This window comes from Ferrovibrio sp. GW821-FHT12E11 (assembly GCF_058806975.1).
Map to the genome: position 1 here is coordinate 276,009 of NZ_JBXAQG010000002.1, position 21,757 is coordinate 297,765.

21 protein-coding genes are annotated in these 21,757 nt (G+C 63.4%); 4 read left to right on the forward strand and 17 right to left on the reverse strand.

The window, feature by feature from the left end; translation table 11 throughout:
* Positions 1–28: 28 nt before the first annotated feature.
* From AC1ROT_RS21510 to gatC, 5 genes are all read right to left on the reverse strand, one after another.
* On the reverse strand, positions 29–1,495 hold the full coding sequence (locus tag AC1ROT_RS21510; RefSeq protein ID WP_493001553.1) for a hypothetical protein: 1,467 nt from the start codon (positions 1,493–1,495) through the stop codon (positions 29–31).
* Positions 1,496–1,629: 134 nt separating this feature from the next.
* Entirely contained in the window at positions 1,630–2,226 is a 597-nt protein-coding gene (locus AC1ROT_RS21515) for a DUF6655 family protein (RefSeq protein WP_493001554.1), read from the reverse strand.
* A 130-nt stretch (positions 2,227–2,356) separates the two neighbouring features.
* Complete coding sequence (gene gatB, locus AC1ROT_RS21520; protein ID WP_493001556.1) at positions 2,357–3,817, reverse strand: Asp-tRNA(Asn)/Glu-tRNA(Gln) amidotransferase subunit GatB; 1,461 nt, start codon at positions 3,815–3,817, stop codon at positions 2,357–2,359.
* Between the two features lies 1 nt (position 3,818).
* Positions 3,819–5,297, reverse strand: a complete 1,479-nt coding sequence (gene gatA, locus AC1ROT_RS21525; RefSeq protein WP_493001557.1) for an Asp-tRNA(Asn)/Glu-tRNA(Gln) amidotransferase subunit GatA — start codon at positions 5,295–5,297, stop codon at positions 3,819–3,821.
* Positions 5,297–5,584, reverse strand: coding sequence for an Asp-tRNA(Asn)/Glu-tRNA(Gln) amidotransferase subunit GatC (gene gatC, locus AC1ROT_RS21530; protein WP_492973133.1), 288 nt, complete (start codon positions 5,582–5,584; stop codon positions 5,297–5,299). The genes gatA and gatC overlap by 1 nt, the downstream gene beginning before the upstream one ends.
* Before the next feature lie 67 nt (positions 5,585–5,651).
* Here gatC and ruvX point away from each other — a divergent pair, with 67 nt between their 5' ends.
* Positions 5,652–6,170: a Holliday junction resolvase RuvX gene (ruvX, locus tag AC1ROT_RS21535; protein ID WP_493001559.1), complete on the forward strand. Its 519-nt coding sequence runs from the start codon at positions 5,652–5,654 to the stop codon at positions 6,168–6,170.
* A gap of 1 nt (position 6,171) precedes the next feature.
* On the opposite strand, the gene AC1ROT_RS21540 is transcribed toward ruvX, so the two are convergent.
* The 7 genes from AC1ROT_RS21540 to AC1ROT_RS21570 form a co-directional block, all read right to left on the reverse strand.
* The gene (locus AC1ROT_RS21540; RefSeq protein WP_493001560.1) at positions 6,172–6,447 is read right to left on the reverse strand and encodes a GNAT family N-acetyltransferase; all 276 of its coding nucleotides are present in this window, start codon (positions 6,445–6,447) and stop codon (positions 6,172–6,174) included.
* 58 nt (positions 6,448–6,505) lie between these two features.
* Positions 6,506–7,276, reverse strand: coding sequence for an ABC transporter ATP-binding protein (locus AC1ROT_RS21545; protein ID WP_492973137.1), 771 nt, complete (start codon positions 7,274–7,276; stop codon positions 6,506–6,508).
* A complete protein-coding gene (locus AC1ROT_RS21550; RefSeq protein WP_493001562.1) occupies positions 7,273–8,334 on the reverse strand; it encodes a dihydrodipicolinate synthase family protein in 1,062 nt (353 codons plus the stop codon). Before AC1ROT_RS21550 ends, AC1ROT_RS21545 begins: the two co-directional genes overlap by 4 nt.
* 12 nt (positions 8,335–8,346) lie before the next feature.
* Positions 8,347–9,165 carry a GNAT family N-acetyltransferase gene (locus tag AC1ROT_RS21555; RefSeq protein ID WP_493001563.1) on the reverse strand — a complete coding sequence of 273 codons (819 nt, stop codon included), beginning with the start codon at positions 9,163–9,165 and terminating at the stop codon, positions 8,347–8,349.
* Positions 9,152–10,210 (reverse strand): NAD-dependent epimerase/dehydratase family protein, encoded by a 1,059-nt coding sequence (locus tag AC1ROT_RS21560; protein ID WP_493001565.1) that lies wholly within the window; start codon positions 10,208–10,210, stop codon positions 9,152–9,154. The genes AC1ROT_RS21555 and AC1ROT_RS21560 overlap by 14 nt, the downstream gene beginning before the upstream one ends.
* Positions 10,207–11,010 carry an ABC transporter permease gene (locus AC1ROT_RS21565; RefSeq protein ID WP_493001567.1) on the reverse strand — a complete coding sequence of 268 codons (804 nt, stop codon included), beginning with the start codon at positions 11,008–11,010 and terminating at the stop codon, positions 10,207–10,209. Before AC1ROT_RS21565 ends, AC1ROT_RS21560 begins: the two co-directional genes overlap by 4 nt.
* A gap of 74 nt (positions 11,011–11,084) precedes the next feature.
* Entirely contained in the window at positions 11,085–11,747 is a 663-nt protein-coding gene (locus AC1ROT_RS21570) for a TetR/AcrR family transcriptional regulator (RefSeq protein ID WP_493001569.1), read from the reverse strand.
* Positions 11,748–11,856: 109 nt separating this feature from the next.
* Between AC1ROT_RS21570 and AC1ROT_RS21575 the strand changes: the two genes are divergently transcribed.
* Entirely contained in the window at positions 11,857–12,864 is a 1,008-nt protein-coding gene (locus tag AC1ROT_RS21575) for an ABC transporter substrate-binding protein (RefSeq protein WP_493001571.1), read from the forward strand.
* 200 nt (positions 12,865–13,064) lie between these two features.
* Complete coding sequence (locus AC1ROT_RS21580; protein ID WP_492973150.1) at positions 13,065–14,315, forward strand: MFS transporter; 1,251 nt, start codon at positions 13,065–13,067, stop codon at positions 14,313–14,315.
* 13 nt (positions 14,316–14,328) lie between these two features.
* On the opposite strand, the gene AC1ROT_RS21585 is transcribed toward AC1ROT_RS21580, so the two are convergent.
* Complete coding sequence (locus AC1ROT_RS21585; protein ID WP_493001572.1) at positions 14,329–14,712, reverse strand: nuclear transport factor 2 family protein; 384 nt, start codon at positions 14,710–14,712, stop codon at positions 14,329–14,331.
* A 128-nt stretch (positions 14,713–14,840) separates the two neighbouring features.
* Between AC1ROT_RS21585 and AC1ROT_RS21590 the strand changes: the two genes are divergently transcribed.
* Entirely contained in the window at positions 14,841–16,250 is a 1,410-nt protein-coding gene (locus AC1ROT_RS21590; RefSeq protein ID WP_493001574.1) for a dipeptidase, read from the forward strand.
* Between the two features lie 46 nt (positions 16,251–16,296).
* Here AC1ROT_RS21590 and AC1ROT_RS21595 read toward each other — a convergent pair whose 3' ends face one another.
* The 4 genes from AC1ROT_RS21595 to AC1ROT_RS21610 form a co-directional block, all read right to left on the reverse strand.
* Positions 16,297–16,722, reverse strand: a complete 426-nt coding sequence (locus AC1ROT_RS21595) for a cytidine deaminase (protein ID WP_493001576.1) — start codon at positions 16,720–16,722, stop codon at positions 16,297–16,299.
* Between the two features lie 2 nt (positions 16,723–16,724).
* Entirely contained in the window at positions 16,725–19,361 is a 2,637-nt protein-coding gene (locus tag AC1ROT_RS21600; RefSeq protein ID WP_493001578.1) for a valine--tRNA ligase, read from the reverse strand.
* A 107-nt stretch (positions 19,362–19,468) separates the two neighbouring features.
* Positions 19,469–20,089 (reverse strand): DUF2497 domain-containing protein, encoded by a 621-nt coding sequence (locus tag AC1ROT_RS21605; protein ID WP_492973159.1) that lies wholly within the window; start codon positions 20,087–20,089, stop codon positions 19,469–19,471.
* Between the two features lie 237 nt (positions 20,090–20,326).
* Positions 20,327–21,706 (reverse strand): TolC family outer membrane protein, encoded by a 1,380-nt coding sequence (locus AC1ROT_RS21610; RefSeq protein WP_492973160.1) that lies wholly within the window; start codon positions 21,704–21,706, stop codon positions 20,327–20,329.
* Between the last annotated feature and the right edge of the window lie 51 nt (positions 21,707–21,757).

The window sequence follows — 21,757 nt, forward strand, 5'->3', positions numbered from 1 at the left end:
TCCGAATGGATCGGAGCAGGCGCCCTGCCTAGGGCGCGAAATACGTCTGGATACGCTGGGTGATCGCGGCGTCGCTGCAGCTGTAGCGCGCCGCAATCAGGCCGTCCGCCACCCGCAGCACCTCGGCCTCGGCGGTGAATTCCAGGCTGAGCAGACTGCCGCGGATTTCCACGCCGAGGCGCAGCTTGTCGCCCACAGCGATCTTGGCAAGGATACTGGCCGGGCATGGTCCGAACAGCAGGCCGACCGGGCTCCAGTTCTTCAGCGGGACCCGGAGCGCCTTGATCACAACCGCGTCCCGGGCGGTGCCGACGCCGCGCTGGGCGACACGCTGGCCGCTGGGTTTGACCACATTACCAAGCTGGTTGCGATACAGGTCCAGCAGGCGGCTTTTGCGCGGCTCCGGAATCTCGGCCTGCAGCAGCGCCGTCGAGATGGCAGCCGAAAGCGTGGCGAAATCATCCTTGCCCGATTGCGGGCCGATGAACTTGGTGGTGAATTCGCGATGCTCCATGTAATGACTGATGATGCCCTGCAGTTCAAAGCGGGCATTGCCCTCCTCGATCTCACTGTAGAGGCGCAACAGCGTCAGAAGCTTACGGGCGAATTCCGCATCGCGGCCAATCAGCGGGTTCATCAGGTCCGGTGCGGCAAAGCGCGTAAAGCGCCGCGTCAGCATCGCCGACACCGCTTCATCGACCGCCAACATCGGCAGGGCCATGATCCGCTGCTTCAGGCCGAGCAGCGCCGTAAATTCCTCGTAAGCATCCTGATGATACAGCGGCAGAGTACCGCCCAGCATCTCGGCCAGGCGCCCACGCACGGCCGCCTGGCAGCGCTCCAGACTGCCGCTGGCCAGGCCCTGGCGCAGACGCTCCAGGATCGGCGGGGCTTCGTTTTTCATATTGCCGCCGGCCAGACGCAGACACAGTTCAATCATGCGACGACGATTGGCATCACCGAACAGAGCCGTGGCAGCCGGTTTGAGACGCAGGATTTCCGACAGCGTCTGGTCGGCCATGGCATGGGCTTCGCTGCCGATATCAGCTTCGATCAGGCCCAGGCAGAGGCCGGCACGGGCCTGCCAGTCCGCATCGGCCGACAGCAACCGGGCCATGACCACGCCACCGCGCACCCATTCATCCAGGTTGCTGCCGCTGAACAATCCGGCCTGCAGCGCCTGCGGCAGGGCAATGGCGTCTGGCAGCGCTGTTGCCTGCGCCTCGACACGACGGATGGCGCTTTCGGCCATCGCCGTCAGCTCCTTCATGCGTTCCGAGACCGGCCGCTTGGTATGCTGGCCCTGCAGTAGGGCGACGCGCTGCAGGATTTCCTGGAAACGCGGGCCATCGTTCAGCAGCGCGCGATGCTGCGCCGGGCTGAAGACCAGCTCGGTGGCGGTGATTCCGACACGCTCCAGATAGGCGGTCGCCACCTGGAACAGCAGCTCGCGCGCCGGATCGGCATAAGTCTCAGCTTCGGTCTCACAGAACATCGGAAATGGCGGAATTCAGCCCAAGGTTAAGCTGGCTTAGCCCGCGCTAACCGGGTGCGCAACCCTCCGACAGGATGACAGAACCGAATGCTACTACTGACTGTTTTTGATTAGGTGTAATACGGGTAATGTCGTCAGCGATTGATCCATTCCGTCTTGGCCGGCTCGGGCATGAGATCGTTGCTGCCCCAGGAAAAGAAGATCAACGCGGCCCACTCCTTGCGGTTGGAGAAGCCGTAGACCGGATCGAGCGACTGAACCAGCATGCCGGTCTTGGCGTTGTAGGATGTCGCCGCCACCTTGATCACACCCTGCTGATAGCTGCGCTTGAACAGGGCAATCTCAGGAACCTGCAAGCCCACAATGGGGACCGGGATTGCCGGGATGCCAAACAGGGTGCGGTCGGCATCCACCGAAATGGCGCCGACACGCGGCTCGATCACAATCTCCGCCTCTTCCTTCTTGTCCGTCAGGTCGCCGCCCTTGCGCAGGATGCGGTCACGGATCGAACTCAGCAGATATTTGCTGTCGATGCCTTCGACATAGGCCGCATCGACGAACACTCTGGTGCCGGGCTGCAGATTGAAGGCCAGCTTGTCGGCCGCACGGTCGGCGGCCGTGGAGAACAGCAGCTGCTCGGTGGCCGAACGCGGTGGCTCGGTCTCGCGCCGCGAGGAGCAAGAGGTGAGCACCAGCAACAGGGCGGCAGAAAGCAGGACAGGTCGGATCATCAGGATTCCTCGTCTGGGCGATACCACAACGAAGCAAACCGCAAATAATCCCGCGAAACTGTCAGAAAAAGGCCGGGGTCAAACCACCCCGGCCTTCCATTGCTCTGTATTCACAGCCTGGTCACGGGGATCAGCCCGCCAGCTTGGCCTTCAGCAACTCGTTCACCGCGGCCGGATTGGCCTTGCCGCCCGAGAGCTTCATGGTCTGGCCGACGAAGAAGCCGAACAGCTTGTCCTTACCCGAACGATACTCGGCCACCTTGTCCTGGTTGGCCGCCATCACCTCGTCGATCACCTTCTCGATGGCGCCGGTATCGGTGACCTGGCGCATGCCCTTCTCGTCCACAATGGTCAGCGCATCCTTACCGGTCTCGACCATCAGGGCGAAGACATCCTTGGCCAGACGCGTCGAGATGGTGTTGTCGGCAATCAGGTCGATCAGGCCGCCGAGCTTCTCGGCGGTGATGACGAAATCGGCCATCGACTGACCCGACTTGTTCAACAGGCCGAAATAGTCGCCGATCACCCAGTTGGCGCAGAGCTTGCCGTCGCGGCCCTTGGCCACCTTCTCGTAGAAGTCGGCCGACTCCTTCTCGGCAACCAGTACGGAAGCGTCATAGGGGCTGAGACCCAGCTTCTCTATGAAGCGCGCCTTCTTCTCGTCGGGCAGTTCCGGCAGCGTCGCCTTGATGCCGTCGACCCAGCCCTGCTCGAATTCCAACGGCAGCAGATCGGGATCGGGGAAGTAGCGATAGTCATGCGCTTCTTCCTTCGAACGCATGGAGCGCGTCACGCCCTTGCCGGTATCAAACAGGCGAGTTTCCTGGGCGATCTTGCCGCCGTCTTCCAGCACTTCGATCTGGCGGCGGGCTTCATACTCAATCGCCTGCTGCACGAAACGCACGGAATTGACGTTCTTGATCTCGCAACGCGTACCCAGCGGGCCGCCCGGCTTGCGCACCGAGACATTGACGTCGGCGCGCATCGAGCCTTCGTCCATGTTGCCGTCGCAGGTACCGAGATAACGCACGATAGTGCGCAGCTTCTTCAGGTACAGCCCCGCCTCTTCCGAGTTCCGCATGTCGGGCTCGGAGACGATTTCCATCAGCGCGACACCCGAGCGGTTGAGGTCGATAAAGCTCTCGCGCGGGCTCTGGTCATGCAGGCTCTTGCCGGCATCCTGTTCCAGATGCAGACGTGTGATGCCGATCTCGCGGGTCGAGCCATCGGGCATGTCGAGCAGCAGCTTGCCCGCACCCACAATCGGCTGCAGATACTGGCTGATCTGGTAGCCCTGTGGCAGATCGGCGTAGAAGTAGTTCTTGCGGTCGAACACCGAATGCAGGTTGATCTGCGCCTTGAGGCCAAGACCGGTGCGCACCGCCTGTTCGACGCAGAATCCGTTGATCACCGGCAGCATGCCCGGCATCGCCGCATCCACCAGGCTGACCTGGTGGTTCGGTTCGGCACCGAATGTCGTATCGGCACCGGAGAACAGCTTCGACTTCGACGCGACCTGGGCATGGACTTCCATGCCGATCACGATCTCCCACGGACCCGTGGCGCCCTGGATATAATCCTTCTCAGCCATCTTACGACTCCCACCAATGGAAAGGCTTCGCCGTGTAATTGGCGGCCTTTTCGAGCGTGCGGCCGACGCGCAGCAGCTGCGCCTCCTCAAAGGGTTTGCCGATGAGCTGCAGGCCAAGCGGCAGGCCATCGCTGGCCAGACCGGCCGGCACCGACATGCCGGGCAGACCCGCCAGGCTGGTCGGCACGGTGAACACGTCGTTCAGATACATGGTCACCGGATCGTCGTTCTTCATACCGATCGGGAAAGCCGCATTCGGCGCGGTCGGCGTCAGGATGGCGTCGACTCGCTGGAAGGCCTGCTCGAAATCCTTCTTGATCAGCGTGCGCACCTTCTGCGCCTTGGTGTAATAGGCGTCGTAATAACCGGCCGACAGCACATAGGTGCCGATCATGATGCGACGCTGCACCTCACGGCCAAAACCTTCGCCGCGGGTATTCTCGTACATCTCGGTCAGGTCCTTGCCCGGAACACGCAGGCCGAAGCGTACGCCGTCATAGCGCGCCAGGTTCGAGGAGGCCTCGGCCGGAGCGACGATGTAATAGGTCGCCAGCGCATAATGGGTATGCGGCAGGCTGATATCCATGATCTCGGCGCCGGCATCCTTCAGCCACTGCTTGCCCTGCTCCCACAGCGCCATGATCTCGGGGTTCATGCCGTCCATGCGGTATTCGCGCGGGATGCCGATGCGCATGCCCTTCACGCCGCCTTCCAGATTGGCGGCGTAATCGGGCACCGGCCGATCAACAGACGTGCTGTCTTTCGGGTCGAAGCCGGCCATGGCCTGCAGCATCAGGGCGCTGTCGCGCACCGTGCGGGTCATCGGCCCGGCCTGGTCGAGCGACGAGGCGAAAGCGACGATGCCCCAGCGCGAGACGCGGCCATAGGTCGGCTTGATGCCGGTGATGCCGCAGAGCGAGGCCGGCTGGCGGATCGAGCCGCCGGTATCGGTGCCGGTCGCGCCAAGCGCAAAGCCGGCGGAAACGGCTGCGGCCGAACCGCCCGAGGAGCCGCCGGGGACGAGCTTGGTGCCATCCTTGGCGCGCCAGGGATTGACCACCGGGCCGTAATAGCTGGTCTCGTTCGAAGAGCCCATGGCGAACTCGTCGAGGTTCAGCTTGCCCAGCATGACCGCGCCGGCCTTCCAAAGATTGGCCGTGGCGGTGGACTCATATTCCGGATGGAAGCCATCGAGGATATGGCTGGCCGCCGTGGTCAGCACGCCCTTGGTGGCAAACAGATCCTTGATGGCGAGCGGAATACCCTCCAGCAGGCCGGCCTCACCCTTCGCCCGGCGGGCATCGGCAGCCTTCGCCATCTCCAGCGCCTTGTCCGGCGTTTCAGTAATCATGGCATTCAGCGGCCTAGCCGCCTGCATGCCCTTGATGCTGGCCTGTGTCAGTTCGACCGCGGTGAAGTCTTTCTTCGCCAGGCCTTCGAGGGCGCTGGCAATGGTGAGCTTGTCGGGATCGATGGTCATTACTCAACCACCTTCGGCACAGTGTAGAAATCGCCCTGGCGCTGCGGGGCATTCTTCAGCACGGCTTCCGGCTGGCCGCCGTCGGTCACCGCGTCCTCACGATGGCGCAGCTTCATCGGCGCCACCGAGGTCATCGGGGCCACATTGTCGGTATTCACCGCCTGCAATTCCTCGACGAAAGACAGAATCCGGTTCAGCTCCGAGGCTAGGGCCTCGGCCCGTTCAGGTTCCATCTTGAGGCGGGCCAGCTTGGCGATTTTCGCCACGGCTGCTCTATCCAATGACATGCGCGGTCCGTTCGCTATAGTACCGGGGAGAATCCCCTTGAAATGGCGGCGGAAAGTATCATCCGGCATGTCCACCGGCAACCCTGCACCACCCTCCGAAGCCCCCCCGAAACCGGCCCCGTTCCGCCCTGCCGATGGCCCGATCCGGCTGGAATCCGGCCGCCGTTACCTCGGCTTCGACCTGGGCACCAAAACCATCGGTCTGGCACTGTCGGATCCCGGCCATCATATCGCCAGCCCCTACCTGACGCTGCCCCGCAAGAAATTCACCCAGGATGCCGCCGAACTGGTCAGAATCGCTGCCAGGGAGAATGTCGGTGCCCTGGTGCTTGGCCTGCCGGTCAACATGGACGGCACCGAAGGCCCGCGCTGCCAGGCCACCCGGGCCTTTGCCCGGAACATCGCGCTGCAGATTCCGGTGCCGGTGGCGCTGTGGGATGAGCGCCTTAGCACGGTGGCGGTGCAGCGGATGATGACCGAGGAAGCCGACCTGAGCCGGGCGCGCCGCGCCGAGCTGGTCGACAAGCTGGCCGCCAGCTACATCCTGCAGTCCTATCTGGACTGGGTCCGGCAGCAACCAGCCTAGATCAGACGACGAGATCGCTGAATTCGCGGTGGCGGCGCAGCCAAGCGCTGGCATAGCCACAGAGCGGCAACACCTTCTGGCCTTGTTGTCGCATTTCTTCCATCAGGCCCTGCATGAAGCGGCCAGCGGCACCGGTGCCGCGCAGCTGCACGGGCGCTTCCACATGAGTGAGGGCCAGCACATCGCCCTGGCGGCGGTAATTGCCAAAGACGACCTGGCCGTCGACATCGAGTTCGTATCGGCTGTGGGCGGGATTATCACGGACGGCAGTTTCCATACCCCCAATGTGATACGGCCGTCGGAAAATTCAAGCCGGCCCCAAACTTGAGTGTGGTTTATTCCATGCCCAGCAGGCGATAGATCCGCTTGGTGTAGTCGCCGAAACGCTCTGTGGTCTTCATATCCAGCGTGCGCGGGAACGGCAGGTCGATGGGGAAACAGTCCGCCATCCGGGCCGGGCCGGCCGTCAGCACCGCGCAACGCGAACCCAAGAAGACCGCCTCCTGGATGCTGTGGGTGACGAAGATGATGGTCTTGCGGCTTTCCTGCCAGATGCGCAGCATTTCCAAGTTCATCTTCTCGCGCGTCAGCGCATCCAGCGCGCCGAAAGGCTCGTCCATCAGGATCAGCTTCGGATCATGCACGAGCGCACGGGCGATGGCGGCGCGCTGCTGCATGCCGCCGGAAAGCTCATAAGGATACTTGGCCTCGAAACCAGCCAAGCCAACCATATGCAGCAGGTCGCGGGCGCGCTCCCGGGCGGCCTTGCGCGGCAGGCCGAGGATATCGGCCGGCAGAAGAACGTTGTCGAGGATGGTGCGCCATTTCAGCAGCAGCGCCTGCTGGAACACCATGCCCACATCGCGACCGGGCGTGAACGGCGTACCACCGCCGATCTCGACCGTGCCGCCGTCATCTGCGGTATGCAGGTCCGCGAGTATCTTCAGCACGGTGGTCTTGCCGCAGCCAGAGGGACCGACCAGCGAGACCAGATCGCCCTCTTCCACATCGAAGGTGACGTCGGAGACGGCGATAAAATCCTTGCCGCGTCCGCGATAGGTCTTGCGGACATTCTGCAGGTGGATCAGTGGAGCAGCCGCATTCATGCCAACCACCGCTCCAGGTTGGCCTTGACGAAGGCATCGTCGGAGAGGTCGGCATGTTCGCGGCTGACGCGATCGAGCAGCGCGGCCTGGCCGGGGCTCAGGCCCTCATGCGGATCGAGGCACCAGATGCCCTCCAGCAGGCCTTGGCGGCGCAGGATTTCATGGCAGCCGGCGATGCAACCGTGGAAATCATTAGCAACGTCGAAGAAGGCCGCGTTGCAATCGGTGACGCGCGCATCGAGGCCGAGCAGCTCGGGAGACACGCTGCCGGCAGCGACCGCGGCGTGGGCCTTCTCCAGCAGCCTGACCGCCTGCTGCGTCCAGACCGACCAGTGACCGAGCAGGCCGCCAACGAAGCGCAGGTTCACCGCTTCATCGCCGCGCTTCACCGTGAAGGGAATGGTGAGGTCGAGCACAATATGGTCGTCATTGCCGGTATAGAGAGAAATGCGCTTTTCCGCCCCCGCTGCTGCCACGCCGCGCATCACATCCAGCGTGCGATAGCGATGGAACGGCGCCACCTTAATGGCGATGACATTGTCGATCGAGGCGAAGCGACGCCAGAATTCGGCATCCAGCACCACGCCGCCAACGGCCGGCTGCAGGTAGAATCCGACCAGCGGGATTTCGGCCGCCACCGCCTCGCAATGGGCGATGATGGCATCGACGTCGGCATCCTTCATGGCCGCCAGACTGAGCAGGCCGGCATGGTAGCCGAGCTTTACGGCCGTCTGTGCTTCCTTCACCGCCTGTGCGGTCTTGCCGGCCAGGCCGCCAACCATGACCAGCGGACGATCCGTCCAGGCTTTCGCATCTTCCATGGCGGCCGATAGCACCGGCTCATAGAGGCCGACATCGCGGATGGCAAACTGGGTGGTGTGCACGCCGACGGCCAGGCCGCCGACGCCGGCATCGACATAATAGCGCGTCAGTCCACGCTGGCGCCTGCGGTCGAAATCGCGATTGGCATCCAGCGCCAGCGGATGTGCCGGAATAACGGTGCCTTTACGCAGGCTGCTGAGAACCGCGGCCGGAATCTTGGAATGATGCAAACCCATGCTTGATATCCTCTACCCGAATTCAGGACCGGCGATGACGAAACTGCGCGCCGGATCGCCATTGGCGTTGCTGCTGTTTAAGGCCATGCGGCGGAAACCACGCTGGATGGTGAAGCCGCGCCGCTGGAGTTCGGCCCTCAAGGCTGTCCAGCGGTCAGGGACATCGAGAAAGACCGGGCCTGCGACATGATCCAGGGCCGTCGTGAGCAGATCGAGCGCCTGCGTTTCGCTGCCCGCAACCAGCGGTCCGATCTGAGTGGCGACACGGCCATTGCGCGCCGCGATAAAGGCGTCGTCCTGCTGCAATGCCAGCACTGGGAGCCGCCCGATAAAGCTGTGCAGCAGCGGCGCACGGCGGGCGCCGAACGCCGCCTCGTCAAGGGCCTGGCACGCCTCGACATCCACCGGAACCGCGCTTCTGCCCTGCCCCTGCCCCTGCCCCTGCCAGCGCGTGATGCCGAAGACCGGCTGGAAGCCGAGCGGCAGGTAGACGTTTTCGCCAGCCGGCGTTGCGTCCAGACAGGGTACGCGACCTTCACGCTGCAATTCGCCGATGCAATGGCGCAGCAGCAGACTGCCCATACCCTTCTGCCGCATCGCAGCCGTCACCAGAACCATGCTGATCCAGGCGAAATCGCCATAGGGAAGAATGGCCGCTGTCGCGACGGGCCTGCCATCGCCATCGCGGCAGGCAAAGACGCGGCCCTGGTCGAGGAAAATCCGCCAGTCGTCTTCGGTCTGGTTCCAGCCAGCCTCGGCCGATAGCACCAGCGCCGCCGAAAGGTCGGCGCTGTCAAGACGATCGATATCGAGCGTCTTAATAGGCGCCATCGCGCACCTCGAAATGGGTCGGCTTGCCCAGGCTGCGGCCGCTGCGCGACACCCAGTCGGCCACCCAGTCGAGCATGCTGGCCAGCGGGATGCGCGGATAACCGAACAGCCGCGCCGCCTCGGCGGCGTTATTGAGCCAGGCGTTGGGTGCCTCAGTACCGGTGACGATAGCCTTCTTGCCGAGGCGCGCAGCAAAGCTCTCCGCCAGCCAGCGCACGGCGATGGTCTCAGGCCCGGTGACATTCAGCGGCGTGGTCGGCACTGTCGCGGCTTTCAGGCAGCGCAGCGCCTGCGCATTGGCATCGCCCTGCCAGATCACATTGACATGACCCATGGTGACATCCACCGGCTCGCCCTGCATCACAAGACGCGCGATGTCGTGCAGAACGCCATAGCGCAGGTCGATGGCGTAGTTGAGGCGGAACAGCCGGCCCGGCGTCTTATGGACCTGAGAGAAATGCTCGAACATGCGCTCGCGGCCGATGCAGGACATTGCATATTCGCCCGGTGGGTTGGGCTCCATCTGCTCGGTGGCGCCCTGGCTGTCGACCGGCACAAACGGATAGACGCAGCCGGTCGAGAAGGCGACGATGCGCGAGGCAGCAAAGCTTTCGGCCACCAGCGCCGGCACATGGGCATTCATCGCCCAGGTCAGCGACTGGTTGCCACTGGCGCCGAACTTGCGGCCGGCCATGAAGACCACATTGGCAATGCGCGGCAATCTGGCAATGGCGTCACGATCCATCAGGTCGGTAGCAATGGTCTCGATCCCGTGGCTTTCCAGGCCTTCCTTCAGGCCCTTTTCGCTGAAACGGGCAACACCGATCACGCGCTTGCCTGGCGCGGCGCGCTTGGCCAGCCGCGCCATGGTCGGACCCATCTTGCCGCCGACACCGAGGATCATGATGTCGCCGTCCAGCGCTTCCAGATCGGCCGCCAGGGCGCGGCTCGGGCGCGTCATGAATTCTTCCAGCGCCGCCTCGTCGGCAAAGCCCGTCGGCAGCGCGCTGTCATCCAGCCAGGTTTCGGTCTTGCTCTGGGTCATGACGCAATCCTTGCATCCTTGCGGATCAGCAGATGTTCGAGGATCAGCACCAGCAGGTAGAGCGCGATGCCGAGCAGGGTGATGAGGATCACCGCCATGAACATGGCGGGCGTGTCGAGCGAGGCCTGCACCTGGATCATCAGATAGCCTAGGCCCTTGTCGGACGAAATGAACTCGCCCACCACTGCGCCGGCAACAGCCAGGATCGCGGCGACTTTCATGCCGGAGAAGATATAGGGCAATGAGCCGGGCAACTGGATATAGATGAAGGTTTGCCACCGCGAACCTTTAAGCGACTTCACCAGATCGAGCAGATCGGGTTCCACTTCCTTCAGGCCACGTACGGTGGTGAGCAGGATCGGGAAGAAGCACAGCGACAGCGTGATCATGATGTTGGTGCCGATACCGTAGGAGAACCACACGATAATCAGCGGGCCAAGCGCCACCTTGGGGATCATGTTCAGCGTGATGAACAGCGGAAAGACTAGAAGCGTCAGCAGCCGCGACCAGGTGAACAGCAAGGCCAGCGCCACGCCGGTCACCACCGACAGCAGATAGCCGCCATAGATTTCAGCGGCCGTCACCCCTGTGTTGGAGACCCAGGCATAGTTGGTCTTGGACAGCGTGGCGAAGATCACGCTCGGCGCCGGCAGGATGAAGGCCGGCAGCTTGGTCATGCGGACCAGAATTTCCCACAGGATGACAGCGACCACATGGATGACGGCAATGGTAGCCCAGCGCAGTAGATGGCTGCTTCTGGGTTTTTCGTCCGGCTGCGCAGTCGGCTCGGTCACGGCCATGCTTGCTCCCCTGTCTGACTCGCAGCTTAGCAGCCCCCCCCCATCACAATCAACCAACTAGTTGATTGATTGTTTTACGGCCGTAAAGCCCCCATGGCAAAGGCAATCACATGCCGGCGGCGCTCGGCAACGGCTTTCGGACTGTCCAGCGGACGGCCGAAAATGGCCGATAACGTGCGGTTATTGGAGAAGAAGAAGTAAGACAGGCCGGCAATCGAGATGTAGAGCTGCACCGGCTCAAGGTCGCGGCGGAATGCCCCCTCGGCCGCCCCGCGTTCCAGGGTCTCCTTGAGCAGGCTGACCAGTGGTGAATGCATCTGCTCCAGCCGTTCGGAGCCGCGCACATGACGAGCCTCCTGGCGGTTTTCGTCGTTCAGCAGGGCAAGGAATTCCGGATGCTCAGCCAGGTAGTCGAAGGAGAAACCGATCAGGCGCTCCATCGCCACGCGCGGCGGCAGGTCGGCGAGGTGCAGCGCCTTCTCCCGCTCACGGATCTCTGCATAAACCAGCTCCAGCGCGGCCCGGTAGAGTTCATCCTTGCTGCCGAAGTAGTGATAGACCAACTGCTTGTTGACGCCAGCGCGCTGGGCGATCTCGTCGATCCGGGCCCCGGCCAGACCTTTCGCGGCAAACTCCACCACTGCCGCCTTGAGCAGCGCCGCTTTGGTCGCCACGGGGTCACGGCGGCGCTCGCTGCCGCCCTCGTCCCGGATCGGTGCCGGATTTTCCATACTCATCTCTTATCATCCAACTGGTTGATTAATTATTGAACGGATCGCGGCGTCTGGCTAGAGTTTCTTTCAGCCCGGTCAGCCGGACAGCGAATCACAACGGAGGGGAACCATCATGACACCGCGCAAAATCCTTGGCATGGCGCTGGCAACGGCATTGCTGCCCGTACTGGCGGCCGGAGCGGCCCAAGCCCAGAGCAAGCAGAAGGTCAACCTGCTGCTCAACTGGGTGCCGACCGCCGACCATTCCCCCTACTACTATGCCAAGGCCCAGGGCTGGTACGACCAGGCCGGCATCGATGTCAGCATCGAAACCGGCAAGGGGTCCGGCGTCTCGGCCCAGCGCGTCGGTGCCGCCAACACCGAATTCGCCATCGCCGATATGGCCACCGCCCTGGTCGCCAAGAGCAAGGGCGCCGATCTGGTCTCGGTGATGACCGTCTATGCCAATTCGCCGCAGGGCTTCTACTGGCTCAAGAGTTCGGGGATCACTGGAGCAAAAGACTTCCCCGGCAAGAAGCTGGGCAACCCACCGGGCGATGCTTCGCGCGTGATGTGGCCGGCCTTTGCCAAGCAGGTCGGCATCGCCACTGACAGCGTTACCTTCGTCAACATCACACCGCAGGCCAAGGTCGCCTCGCTGAAGGCCAAGGCGATCGACATCACCAGCGATTTCTACAACGAGCATGATCTGAAAGTGCGCGAGTTCGGCCCTGATCTCGGATTCCTGGCCTGGCGCAATATCGGCCTGAACCTTTATGGCAACTCGATCATCGTGAATGGCGAATACCTCGGCAAGAACAAGGACACAGTGGCCAAGTTCGTGCAGATTTCGCAGAAGGCTTTCGCGGCCTGCGTCACCGACGTCAGTCCCTGCCTGAAGGCGCTGATGGCCAGCGTCAGCGGCCTGGACGAGCCGAACCAGCGCGACCAGTGGAACCGCATCAAGGAACTGATGACCGATCCGACCACCACCGGCGTGGCCCTCGGCGCCTTCAACGCCGATCGCATGAAGTTCGACTACGATCTGGTGAAGACTTATTTCGGCATGGAGAAGGACTTCGACGTTAAGACGGTCTACACCAACGACTTCCTGGACAAGTCCATCAAGATGAAGAACTGAGGCGCAGCCCCGGATCGACTAGGGCCGCAAACAGAGCGCGGGGTGAAACCCCCGCGCTTTTTTTTGCGCCCGCGAAATCGCATAAACGCGAAGTAAACGCACCCATTCCACCGTTTGCCGCATGCGGATTAACTGCTAGGCTGAGCGTCAACCGGCGATACAGCCGGAATTCGCCAGTCCGCTTCGTTCTGCAGGTCCCCATGACCGACATCGCCCTTCCCGGCCAGCCGTCCACCGTTCCGAACCGTGACATCAAGGTGATGGCGCTGATCGGCTTCGCCCATGGCTGCAGCCATTTCTTCCAGCTGGTGCTGCCGCCGCTGTTTCCCTTCCTCAAGGAAGATTTCGCTGTCAGCTACACCGAGCTGGGCCTGGTGATGACGCTGTTCTACGTCACGTCCGGGGTTCTGCAGACGCCGGCCGGATTCCTGGTCGATCGCATCGGCGCGCGCAACGTGCTGATCGGCGGCCTGGCGATCTTCTGCACGGCGGTCCTGCTCTATGGTCTGGCGCCCAGCTACTGGCTGCTGTTGCCGGTGGCAGTTTTGGCCGGCATCGGCAACAGCGTGTTCCATCCGGCCGACTTCTCCATTCTCAATGCATCGGTCGATCAGAAGCGTCTCGGCATGGCCTATGGCACGCACACGCTAGGCGGCAATCTGGGCTGGGGCCTGGCGCCGGTACTGATGGCTGGCGGCGCTGCACTCTTTGGCTGGCGTGCCGCACCAATCATCGCGGCCCTTGTCGGCTATGCGATCCTCGCCGCCCTGCTGCTCAACCGCGACCTGATCAAGGAGGATGCCGGCGCCGCCCGTCGTGCCGCCGCCAAGGCCGGCGAGAAGGCCGAAGCCCTCGGGCCCCTGCTCAGCCTGCCCGTGGTGATGTGCTTCGGCTATTTCCTGCTGCTGTCCTTTGCACTGATCGGCACGCAGAACTTCCTGCCGGCCACACTTGCCGCGCTCTATGATACCCCGCTGACTCTGGCCACTACAGCGCTCACCGGCTTCCTGCTCGGCGCCTCCGGTGGCGTGATGGTTGGCGGCTGGGTCGCCGACAAGGGCGTAAAGCTGGAAGCCATCGTGATCGGCGGCCTGCTTGGTGCGGCTGGCCTGATCCTGCTGGTCGCCAACCTGAATCTGCCGGCTGCGGGTCTGGTGGCGGCGATTGCCGCTGCCGGCTTCCTGCAGGGCTTCACCACGCCGTCACGCGACCTGATCGTGCGCGGCGCCGCGCCCAAGGGCGCATCGGGGCGGGTCTTCGGCTTTGTCTATTCCGGCCTGGATGCCGGCTCGGCCATGGCGCCGCTGGTGCTCGGCCTGCTGCTCGACCACGGCCATGCCGACCGCGTGCTGTGGTTCGTCGCCGCCATGCTGGCGCTGACGACACTGACCGCCGTGGTGATCCGGCAGAAGTCTGTAAAGGCGACGACGGTAGCCAAGGTTCAGTCCTGAACTGAGCGTATCGTCACGCCTTCACGGTTTCGGCCGTGTAGGTCTTGCTGATCACCTGCCAGTGACCATCCAGCTTGATCAGGCTGAGGTAATCCGTAAACAGGCGCGGCAGGATGGCGCAGTTCAGCTTCACCAGGGCAGTTGCCGGGCCGGTGATATCGACCGACAGGATACGGTCATGCTCACGACCCTGGCCGTTGGCTTTGGGCGACGGACGGCTCTCCACCATCTTGCACCAGTCTTCACGCGGCACATTCACCAGCTTGTTGTCGATCGACGCGAACAGGCTGGAGGCGGGATGAAAGGCCTGGCGCAGTTTCGCCGTATCGCCCTCGTACAGCCCGTCCAGATAGACCTGGACGATATCAAGAATCTCGTTCACCTGCGGGTTGCTCATCTGTGCCTCCGGTTTATGGCCGGCAGCAGACCAGTCCGCCTATGGGCCGTCAAGCGATCCATTGCACCGGCACATTTCGCTTCCCTGTCATGACCGCCAGCGCGATGCTGGAGCGACGGGAGGCGGCCATGCGAATCACCTGGAGGGATCTGGCGAGTGAAGCCATCGCCGATGCACTGGACGGTGCCTGGATCGAGATCGATGGCTGGATGGCGCCGGCCGAAGATACAGACCCGCAGTCGCATTTCGCCTTGGTGGCTGAGCCGGTCTGTTGCGCCGGCCATCTGCCGCGCAACCCGCATGCCCGTATCGAAGTGTTCATGGACGAGCCGGTCACTCCGGCCAGCCGCCCGCTGCGGCTGGCTGGTCGCTGGACCTGCCTTGCACAGAACGACGCCGGCTGGCGCTACCAATTGCATGATGCCCGCCTGCTACCGATGCCGGCCAACGGTACCGGCTTCAGCCGCCGCGCCGTGTTGGCCGGCACCGCCACGCTTGGCCTGTCGGCCTGGATGCCCGATGCCACGGCAGCGCCGAACGAGGCTGCCATCGCCGCAGCACGACAGGCGCTGGGCGATGCGATCACCATCGACCTGCACAGCCATGCCGGCTCGATCCTCGGCCTGAAGCGCATCCAGGAGCGCGCCCCCTTCACACCCGTGGCCGAGCCGATGCGCGCCGGCCGCATGGCGGTGATCTGCCTCGCCATGGTGGCGGACACGCCGGCCACTCAGGCTACAGAAGACAAACGCATCCGCCCGTTCCGCGATCCGGCGCCGGGCGAGCTTTACGCCTATGCCCAGCAGGCTTTCGGCCGGCTGCATGACCTGGTGAAAGCACAGAAGCTGGGCGTCATCACCGATGCGGCCAGCCTGAGGGCAGCGCATCCCGACCGGCCTTCGGTCATCGTCTCGGCCGAAGGCGGCGATTTCCTGGAAGGCAAGGCCGAGCGCGTCGATGAAGCCTACGAGAAATGGCAGCTGCGTCACCTCCAGCTCACCCATTACCGCGTCAACGAACTGGGCGACATCCAGACCGAGGCCAAGGTGCATGGCGGCCTGACCGATGCCGGCGTCGCGGTGATTCAGCGCTGTAACGCGCGCGGCATCGTGGTCGATATCGCCCATGGCACCTACGATCTGGTCAAGCGCGCCGTTGATGTCACCACCAAGCCGCTGGTGCTGTCGCATACTTCGCTGACTATGAACAATCGCCCGTTCATCCGACAGATCCTGCCTATCCATGCCAAGCTGGTGGCCAAGACCGGCGGCGTGATCGGGATCTGGCCACCGGCTACGATCTTCCCCAATATCGATGAATATGCCGCCGGCATTGCCCAGATGGTGGATGCCACCAGCATCGATAACGTGGGACTGGGCAGCGACATGCTGGGCCTGCTCAGCCCATCGGCCTTCCCGAGCTATAGGGTCCTGCCAGAACTGGCGGCCGCGCTGATGGCGCGCGGATTCAAGCGTGAGGACATGCTGAAGCTGCTGGGCGGCAATTATCTGCGCGTGGCACTGGCCACGCTGGCCTGAGGCCTGAGGCCTGACGTTACGGTTGGCGGCTTTCCTTTTTGCAGCCTTATGGCTGCCGGTGATACTTCAGCGGCAGCAGATCGGTCGGGTTGTAGGCTTTCAGGCCGCCGTCTTCGCTAGCCAGCAGCACGCGCGCATCCGGCGCGAAATCACGCAGCATCTCGCGGCAGATGCCACAGGGCGCCACCACCTGGATATCCTTGTTCTGCTCGGTCGGACGGGGATGGCGCACCGAGACAATATCGGTGATCGGGTCGTCCGGCCCTGCCCCGTCGGCCATGGCCTGACCGACCGCGACGGCCTCGGCACAGACCGAGGCCCGGCCAACATAGGTATCGAGATGCAGTCCGGTGACGATCTTGCCCGAACGCGTGCGCAGCGCCGCTGCAATGTGATGACGGCCGACAGCGTAGCGCTTGCGGATCAGCGCCGAAGCGGCTTCCAGCAGCGCCCTGTCGTCAGCCACGGTCATGATCAGCCCAGCTGGGTCAAAGCGTCGGCCAGCTTCTCGGCCAGCGACGACTGGGTGGCGCGACGCTCATGCTGCTCGTCCACCACGGCCTGCGGGGCGCGCGACATGAAGGTGGCGTCCGCCAGCTTGGCGTCGATCTTGGTGATTTCCGCCAACGCCTTGTCACGTTCCTTGCCCAGGCGCTGCTTCTCCTTGGCAATGTCGATCACATCGGCCAGCGGCAGCACGTAAGTCGCTTCATCAATCACGAGACGCGCCGAACCCTGCGGTGCAGCAGTATTCTCCGAGACTGTCTCGATGCGGGCCAGGCGCTTGATCGGGTCGGCATGACGGGCCAGCCGCGCGGCCGTCTCGGCCGAGGCGCCATTGACGATCATGGCGATCTTGGCCGCGGCTGGGACATTCAGGGCCGCACGCGCGGCGCGCACGCCATCGATCAGACGAATCAGCCAGTCGATCTCGGCCGACGCCGCCTTGTCCTCGGGGCGAGCGCCATCCTGGGGCCAGCCCCGCAGCATCAGATAACCGCCAGGCGCTCCATACAGCTTGTCCCACAGCTCTTCGGTGATGAAGGGCATGATGGGATGCAGCAGATGGATCAGCTGGCGCAGCACATAGGCACAGGTCGCCTGGGTTTCGGCTTTCAGCGCGGCATCTTCACCAAGCAATGCCGGCTTGATCAGTTCCAGATACCAATCGCAGAAGCTGCCCCAGGTGAAGTGATAGAGCGCACCAGCGGCCTCGTTGAACTTGTAGGCGGCCAGCGCGGCTTCAACGTCACGGGTCGCCTTGCTCAGCTCACCCAGCGCCCATTTGTTGATGGTGCCGTTCACCTTGGCTGGATCGAAATCCGCCGGCAGGGCACAACCGTTCATCTCGGCGAAGCGTGCCGCATTCCATAGCTTGGTGGCGAAGTTGCGATAGCCTTCGACGCGCTGCTCCGACATCTTCACGTCGCGACCCTGGGCGGCGAAGATGGTGAGCGCGAAGCGCAATGCGTCGGCACCGTATTTGGCGATGATGTCGAGGGGATCCAGCACATTCCCCTTGGTCTTCGACATCTTCTGGCCCTTCTCGTCGCGGACCAGGGCATGGATGTAGACCGTGTGGAACGGCGCCTGCTTCGTGAAATGCAGGCCCATCATGATCATGCGGGCGACCCAGAAGAAGATGATATCGAATCCAGTGACCAGCACGTCGGTCGGGTAATGCGATTGCAGCACCGGCGTCTGTTCCGGCCAGCCGAGCGTCGAGAACGGCCAGAGCGCGGAGGAGAACCAGGTGTCGAGCACGTCCTCGTCGCGGCGCAGTTCGACGGCCTTGCCGTAATGCTTCGTGGCCTCGGCCTGCGCCTCGGCTTCGTCATACGCAACAAAAACTTTCTCGTCGGGGCCGTACCAGGCCGGAATCTGATGGCCCCACCAGAGCTGACGCGAGATGCACCAGGGCTGGATGTTGCGCATCCATTCGAAATAGGTCTTTTCCCAATTCTTCGGCACGAACTGGATATCGCCCTTCTCCACCGCCTCGATGGCCGGACGGGCGAGCACTTCGGCATTCACATACCACTGCTCGGTCAGCCAAGGCTCGATGACGACCTGCGAACGGTCGCCATGCGGCACCATATGGGTGTTGGGCTCGATCTTCTCGACCAGGCCAAGCTCTTCCAGATCGGCGACGATCAGCTTGCGCGCCGCGAAACGCTCCATGCCGCGATACTTCTCCGGCACAGCATCGTTCAGCTTCGCATGCTTGTCGAAGATGTTGATCATCTCGAGATTATGGCGCTTGCCGACCTCGAAATCGTTGAAGTCATGCGCGGGCGTCATCTTCACCGCGCCCGAACCCTTCTCCGGATCGGAATATTCGTCAGCAACGATGGGAATGCGGCGACCGACCAGCGGCAGGATGGCGAACTTGCCGACCAGGTCTTTGTAGCGCTCGTCCTCGGGATGCACGGCAATGCCGGTATCGCCCAGCATCGTCTCCGGGCGCGTGGTGGCCACGATAATGTGGGTATCGGTGCCTTCGACCTGATAACGCAGATACCACAGGTGACTCTTCACCTCATGCTGCTCGACCTCCAGGTCGGAGATCGCGGTCAGCAGCTTGGGGTCCCAATTGACCAGGCGCTGGTCCTTGTAGATCAGGCCTTCGCGATAGAGTTCGACGAAGACCTTGCGTACGGCTGCGCTCAGTCCTTCGTCCATGGTGAAGCGCTCGCGGCTCCAGTCGCAACCCTCGCCCAGGCGGCGCTGCTGACCGGTGATCATGCCGCCGGATTCCGCCTTCCACTCCCAGATGCGTTCGACGAATTTCTCGCGGCCCATCTGGTGGCGGTTCTGCTGCTGCGCGGCGAGCTGGCGTTCCACCACCATCTGGGTGGCAATGCCGGCATGGTCGGTGCCCGGCTGCCACAGCGCGTCGCGGCCCAGCATGCGCTGGTAGCGGATCAGGATGTCCTGCAGGGTGTGATTGAGCGCATGGCCCATATGCAGGCTGCCGGTGACGTTCGGCGGTGGCAGGGCAATGGTATAGGGCTTGCCTGTCTTGACGCCGACCTTGAACGCGCCCGCCTCTTCCCAGGCCTTGTACAGGCGGTTCTCGACATCCTGGGGCAGATAGGTCTTGTCCAACATGGGGCAACTCGGGCGGCAAACTGAGGAAAGGGGCGCAAAATAAAGACGATCCGGCCGCGCGCGTCCAGCCCCGGCAGGCCCGGTCGTCAGCGCCAAAAGGCCCGGTTTTAGAGGTGGTCCTGCTCTTCTTCCGCCTGGATGGTCAGGCGGGCGACCTCGCGCTCGACGATACGCTGCACGATGGTGGCCAGATGGGCATCCAGCCATTCCTTCAGCATGGGGCGCAGCAGTTCCTTGACCAGTTCCTCAAGGGTGCGCTGGCTGTTGCCCATGGCCATGGCACGCGACCCGGCCACGGCGCTGGACAGCTGCCCCAGATGGGCGGCAGCGCGCGTGGCGGTCGGCTGCGACACCAGCCCCTCAACCTCGTCGCGGACCACATCGGTCAGTTCAAAAATGTCGTCGCGCGGCGCCTGCATGCGCGGCGGCGGCGGCGGCGGGGCACGCCGCGGCGGCGGCATCGGCGGCGCCTCGAAAGCCGGTTCCGGCTCTGGCTCCGGTTGGTAGGCGGGCGGCTCGGGTTCCGGCTCGGGTTCCGGTTCGTAGGCGGGCGGTTCGGGCTCCGGCTCGGGTTCCGGCTCCGCCATCATCGGTTCAGGTTCGAATGCCGGCGGCTCGGGCTCGGGTTCGGGGGCCGGCGGCGGTGCAGGCTCGGCGGCAGGCGCGGCAGCCTGGTCGGCCCCGTCCTCGGAAATGATCCGGCGGATGGAGGCAAGGATTTCCTCCATTGTCGGTTCATTTTGGCCTGCTTTGGGGTCGCTCATCCGGTGCCCGATACAATCTTTCTGTCACGCACGCAGGCCAATACTGAGGCGGCCCGGGCCGAATCAGTCGGCTCAATGGTATGCGCCGGAAAGATAACCGAACTGTTAACCTGGGTTAAGGGATATTTCCCCAAATTCCCGCCCCGGTTAAGTTTTTTGCCCGATTCGCAGTTTTTTTAACCACGAACCGGGCCGCAAACATCAATCTTCGCCGTTCAGGCCGCCATCGGTGCCGAACCACTTGTCGCGCACCCGTTTGTAGTTGTTCTCCGGATCGTAATATTCGACCGGCAGGCTGAGCTGGCGGGCTCCGAGACGGCCCACGGCCGAGATCAGCACGTAGCCCGCCACGTATTCGTCGCGGCGGGAGCGCACCTCGGCCACGCGGGCATCAAGATATTCCTGCTCGGCGTCCAACACGTCGAGGGTGGTGCGCGAACCGACTTCGGCTTCCTGCTGCACGCCTTCCAGCGCGATGCGCGACGCATCGACCTGGGCCCGGCGGGCCGTGATGTTGGAGCGCGCCGTACCGAGGTTTTCCCAGGCCTGCACCACCGACTGGCGCACGCTGCGACGCTGCTCCTCGACCTGGATGCGGCGCTGGTTATGGATCTGCTTGCGCTGACGGGTCTGGCTGTAGACCGAACCGCCTTCATACAGCGGCATGGTCAGCTGCACCGCAATCTTCGCCGACTCCGTACCCAGATTCCGACGGGTCGTCTCGCTCGCATCGGTCAGGGTCCCGTTCAGGGATATCGTCGGCAGCAGCGCGCCGGACACCGCCCGCACGTCGTTCTTGGCCGCGACTTCACGGAAGCGCGCCCCCAGCAGATCGGGATTTTCGTCATAGGAAATCGACAACGCCTCTTCCTCGCTGACCGGCAGCTGCGGCAGCGGCGGCGGCTGGACCAGCGTGCGCGGCATCTCGCCGATCACGCGGGCCAGGACAGCGCGCGAAGACACCAGGGCGCCTTCAGCCGAAATACGGTCGGCTGTCGCACGAGCCTGACGAGATTCAGACTGCGCCACGTCCGTGCGCGTGATCTCACCGACGCGAAAACGCTCGCGCACCGCTTCCAGCTGGCGGCGCAGCACTTCTTCGTTGTTCCGGTTCAGATCCAGCACCGCCTGGTTCTGGACGACATCCATGTAGGCGGTCACGGCATCCTGCAGCACGCGACGCTCGGTGGCGGCAAGATCCTGGCGACCGGCAAGCACCAGCGCTTCGGCCGAGTCCGTCGAGGCTTCGGTGCGCCCGCCACGATACAGCGGCTGCGACACGGTCAGCGATTTCGTATTCGGAGTGAGAATCTGGTTGGGATTGCTTGCCGACGGCGGCTCATATTCCTGCTTCTGGCGACCATATTCGCTCGAAACACTGACCGTCGGGCGCCAGCCCGAAAGCGCCTGCGGCACGCCTTCATCGGTCGCCCGCAGGGCCGCACGGGCCGCCAGCAGCGTCGGGTTGTTATTGTAGGCCGCGCTAAGCGCTTCGTTCAGCGACTGCGCACTGGCGGTCTGCGCCATCGTCAGGCCGCTTACGGCGATTGCAGTCGCCAGCAGGATTTTCTTGAAGTTCATGACGCGCATCCGTCCTTTATTTTATCCATTGTTCCCACACCAGCGCGCCCC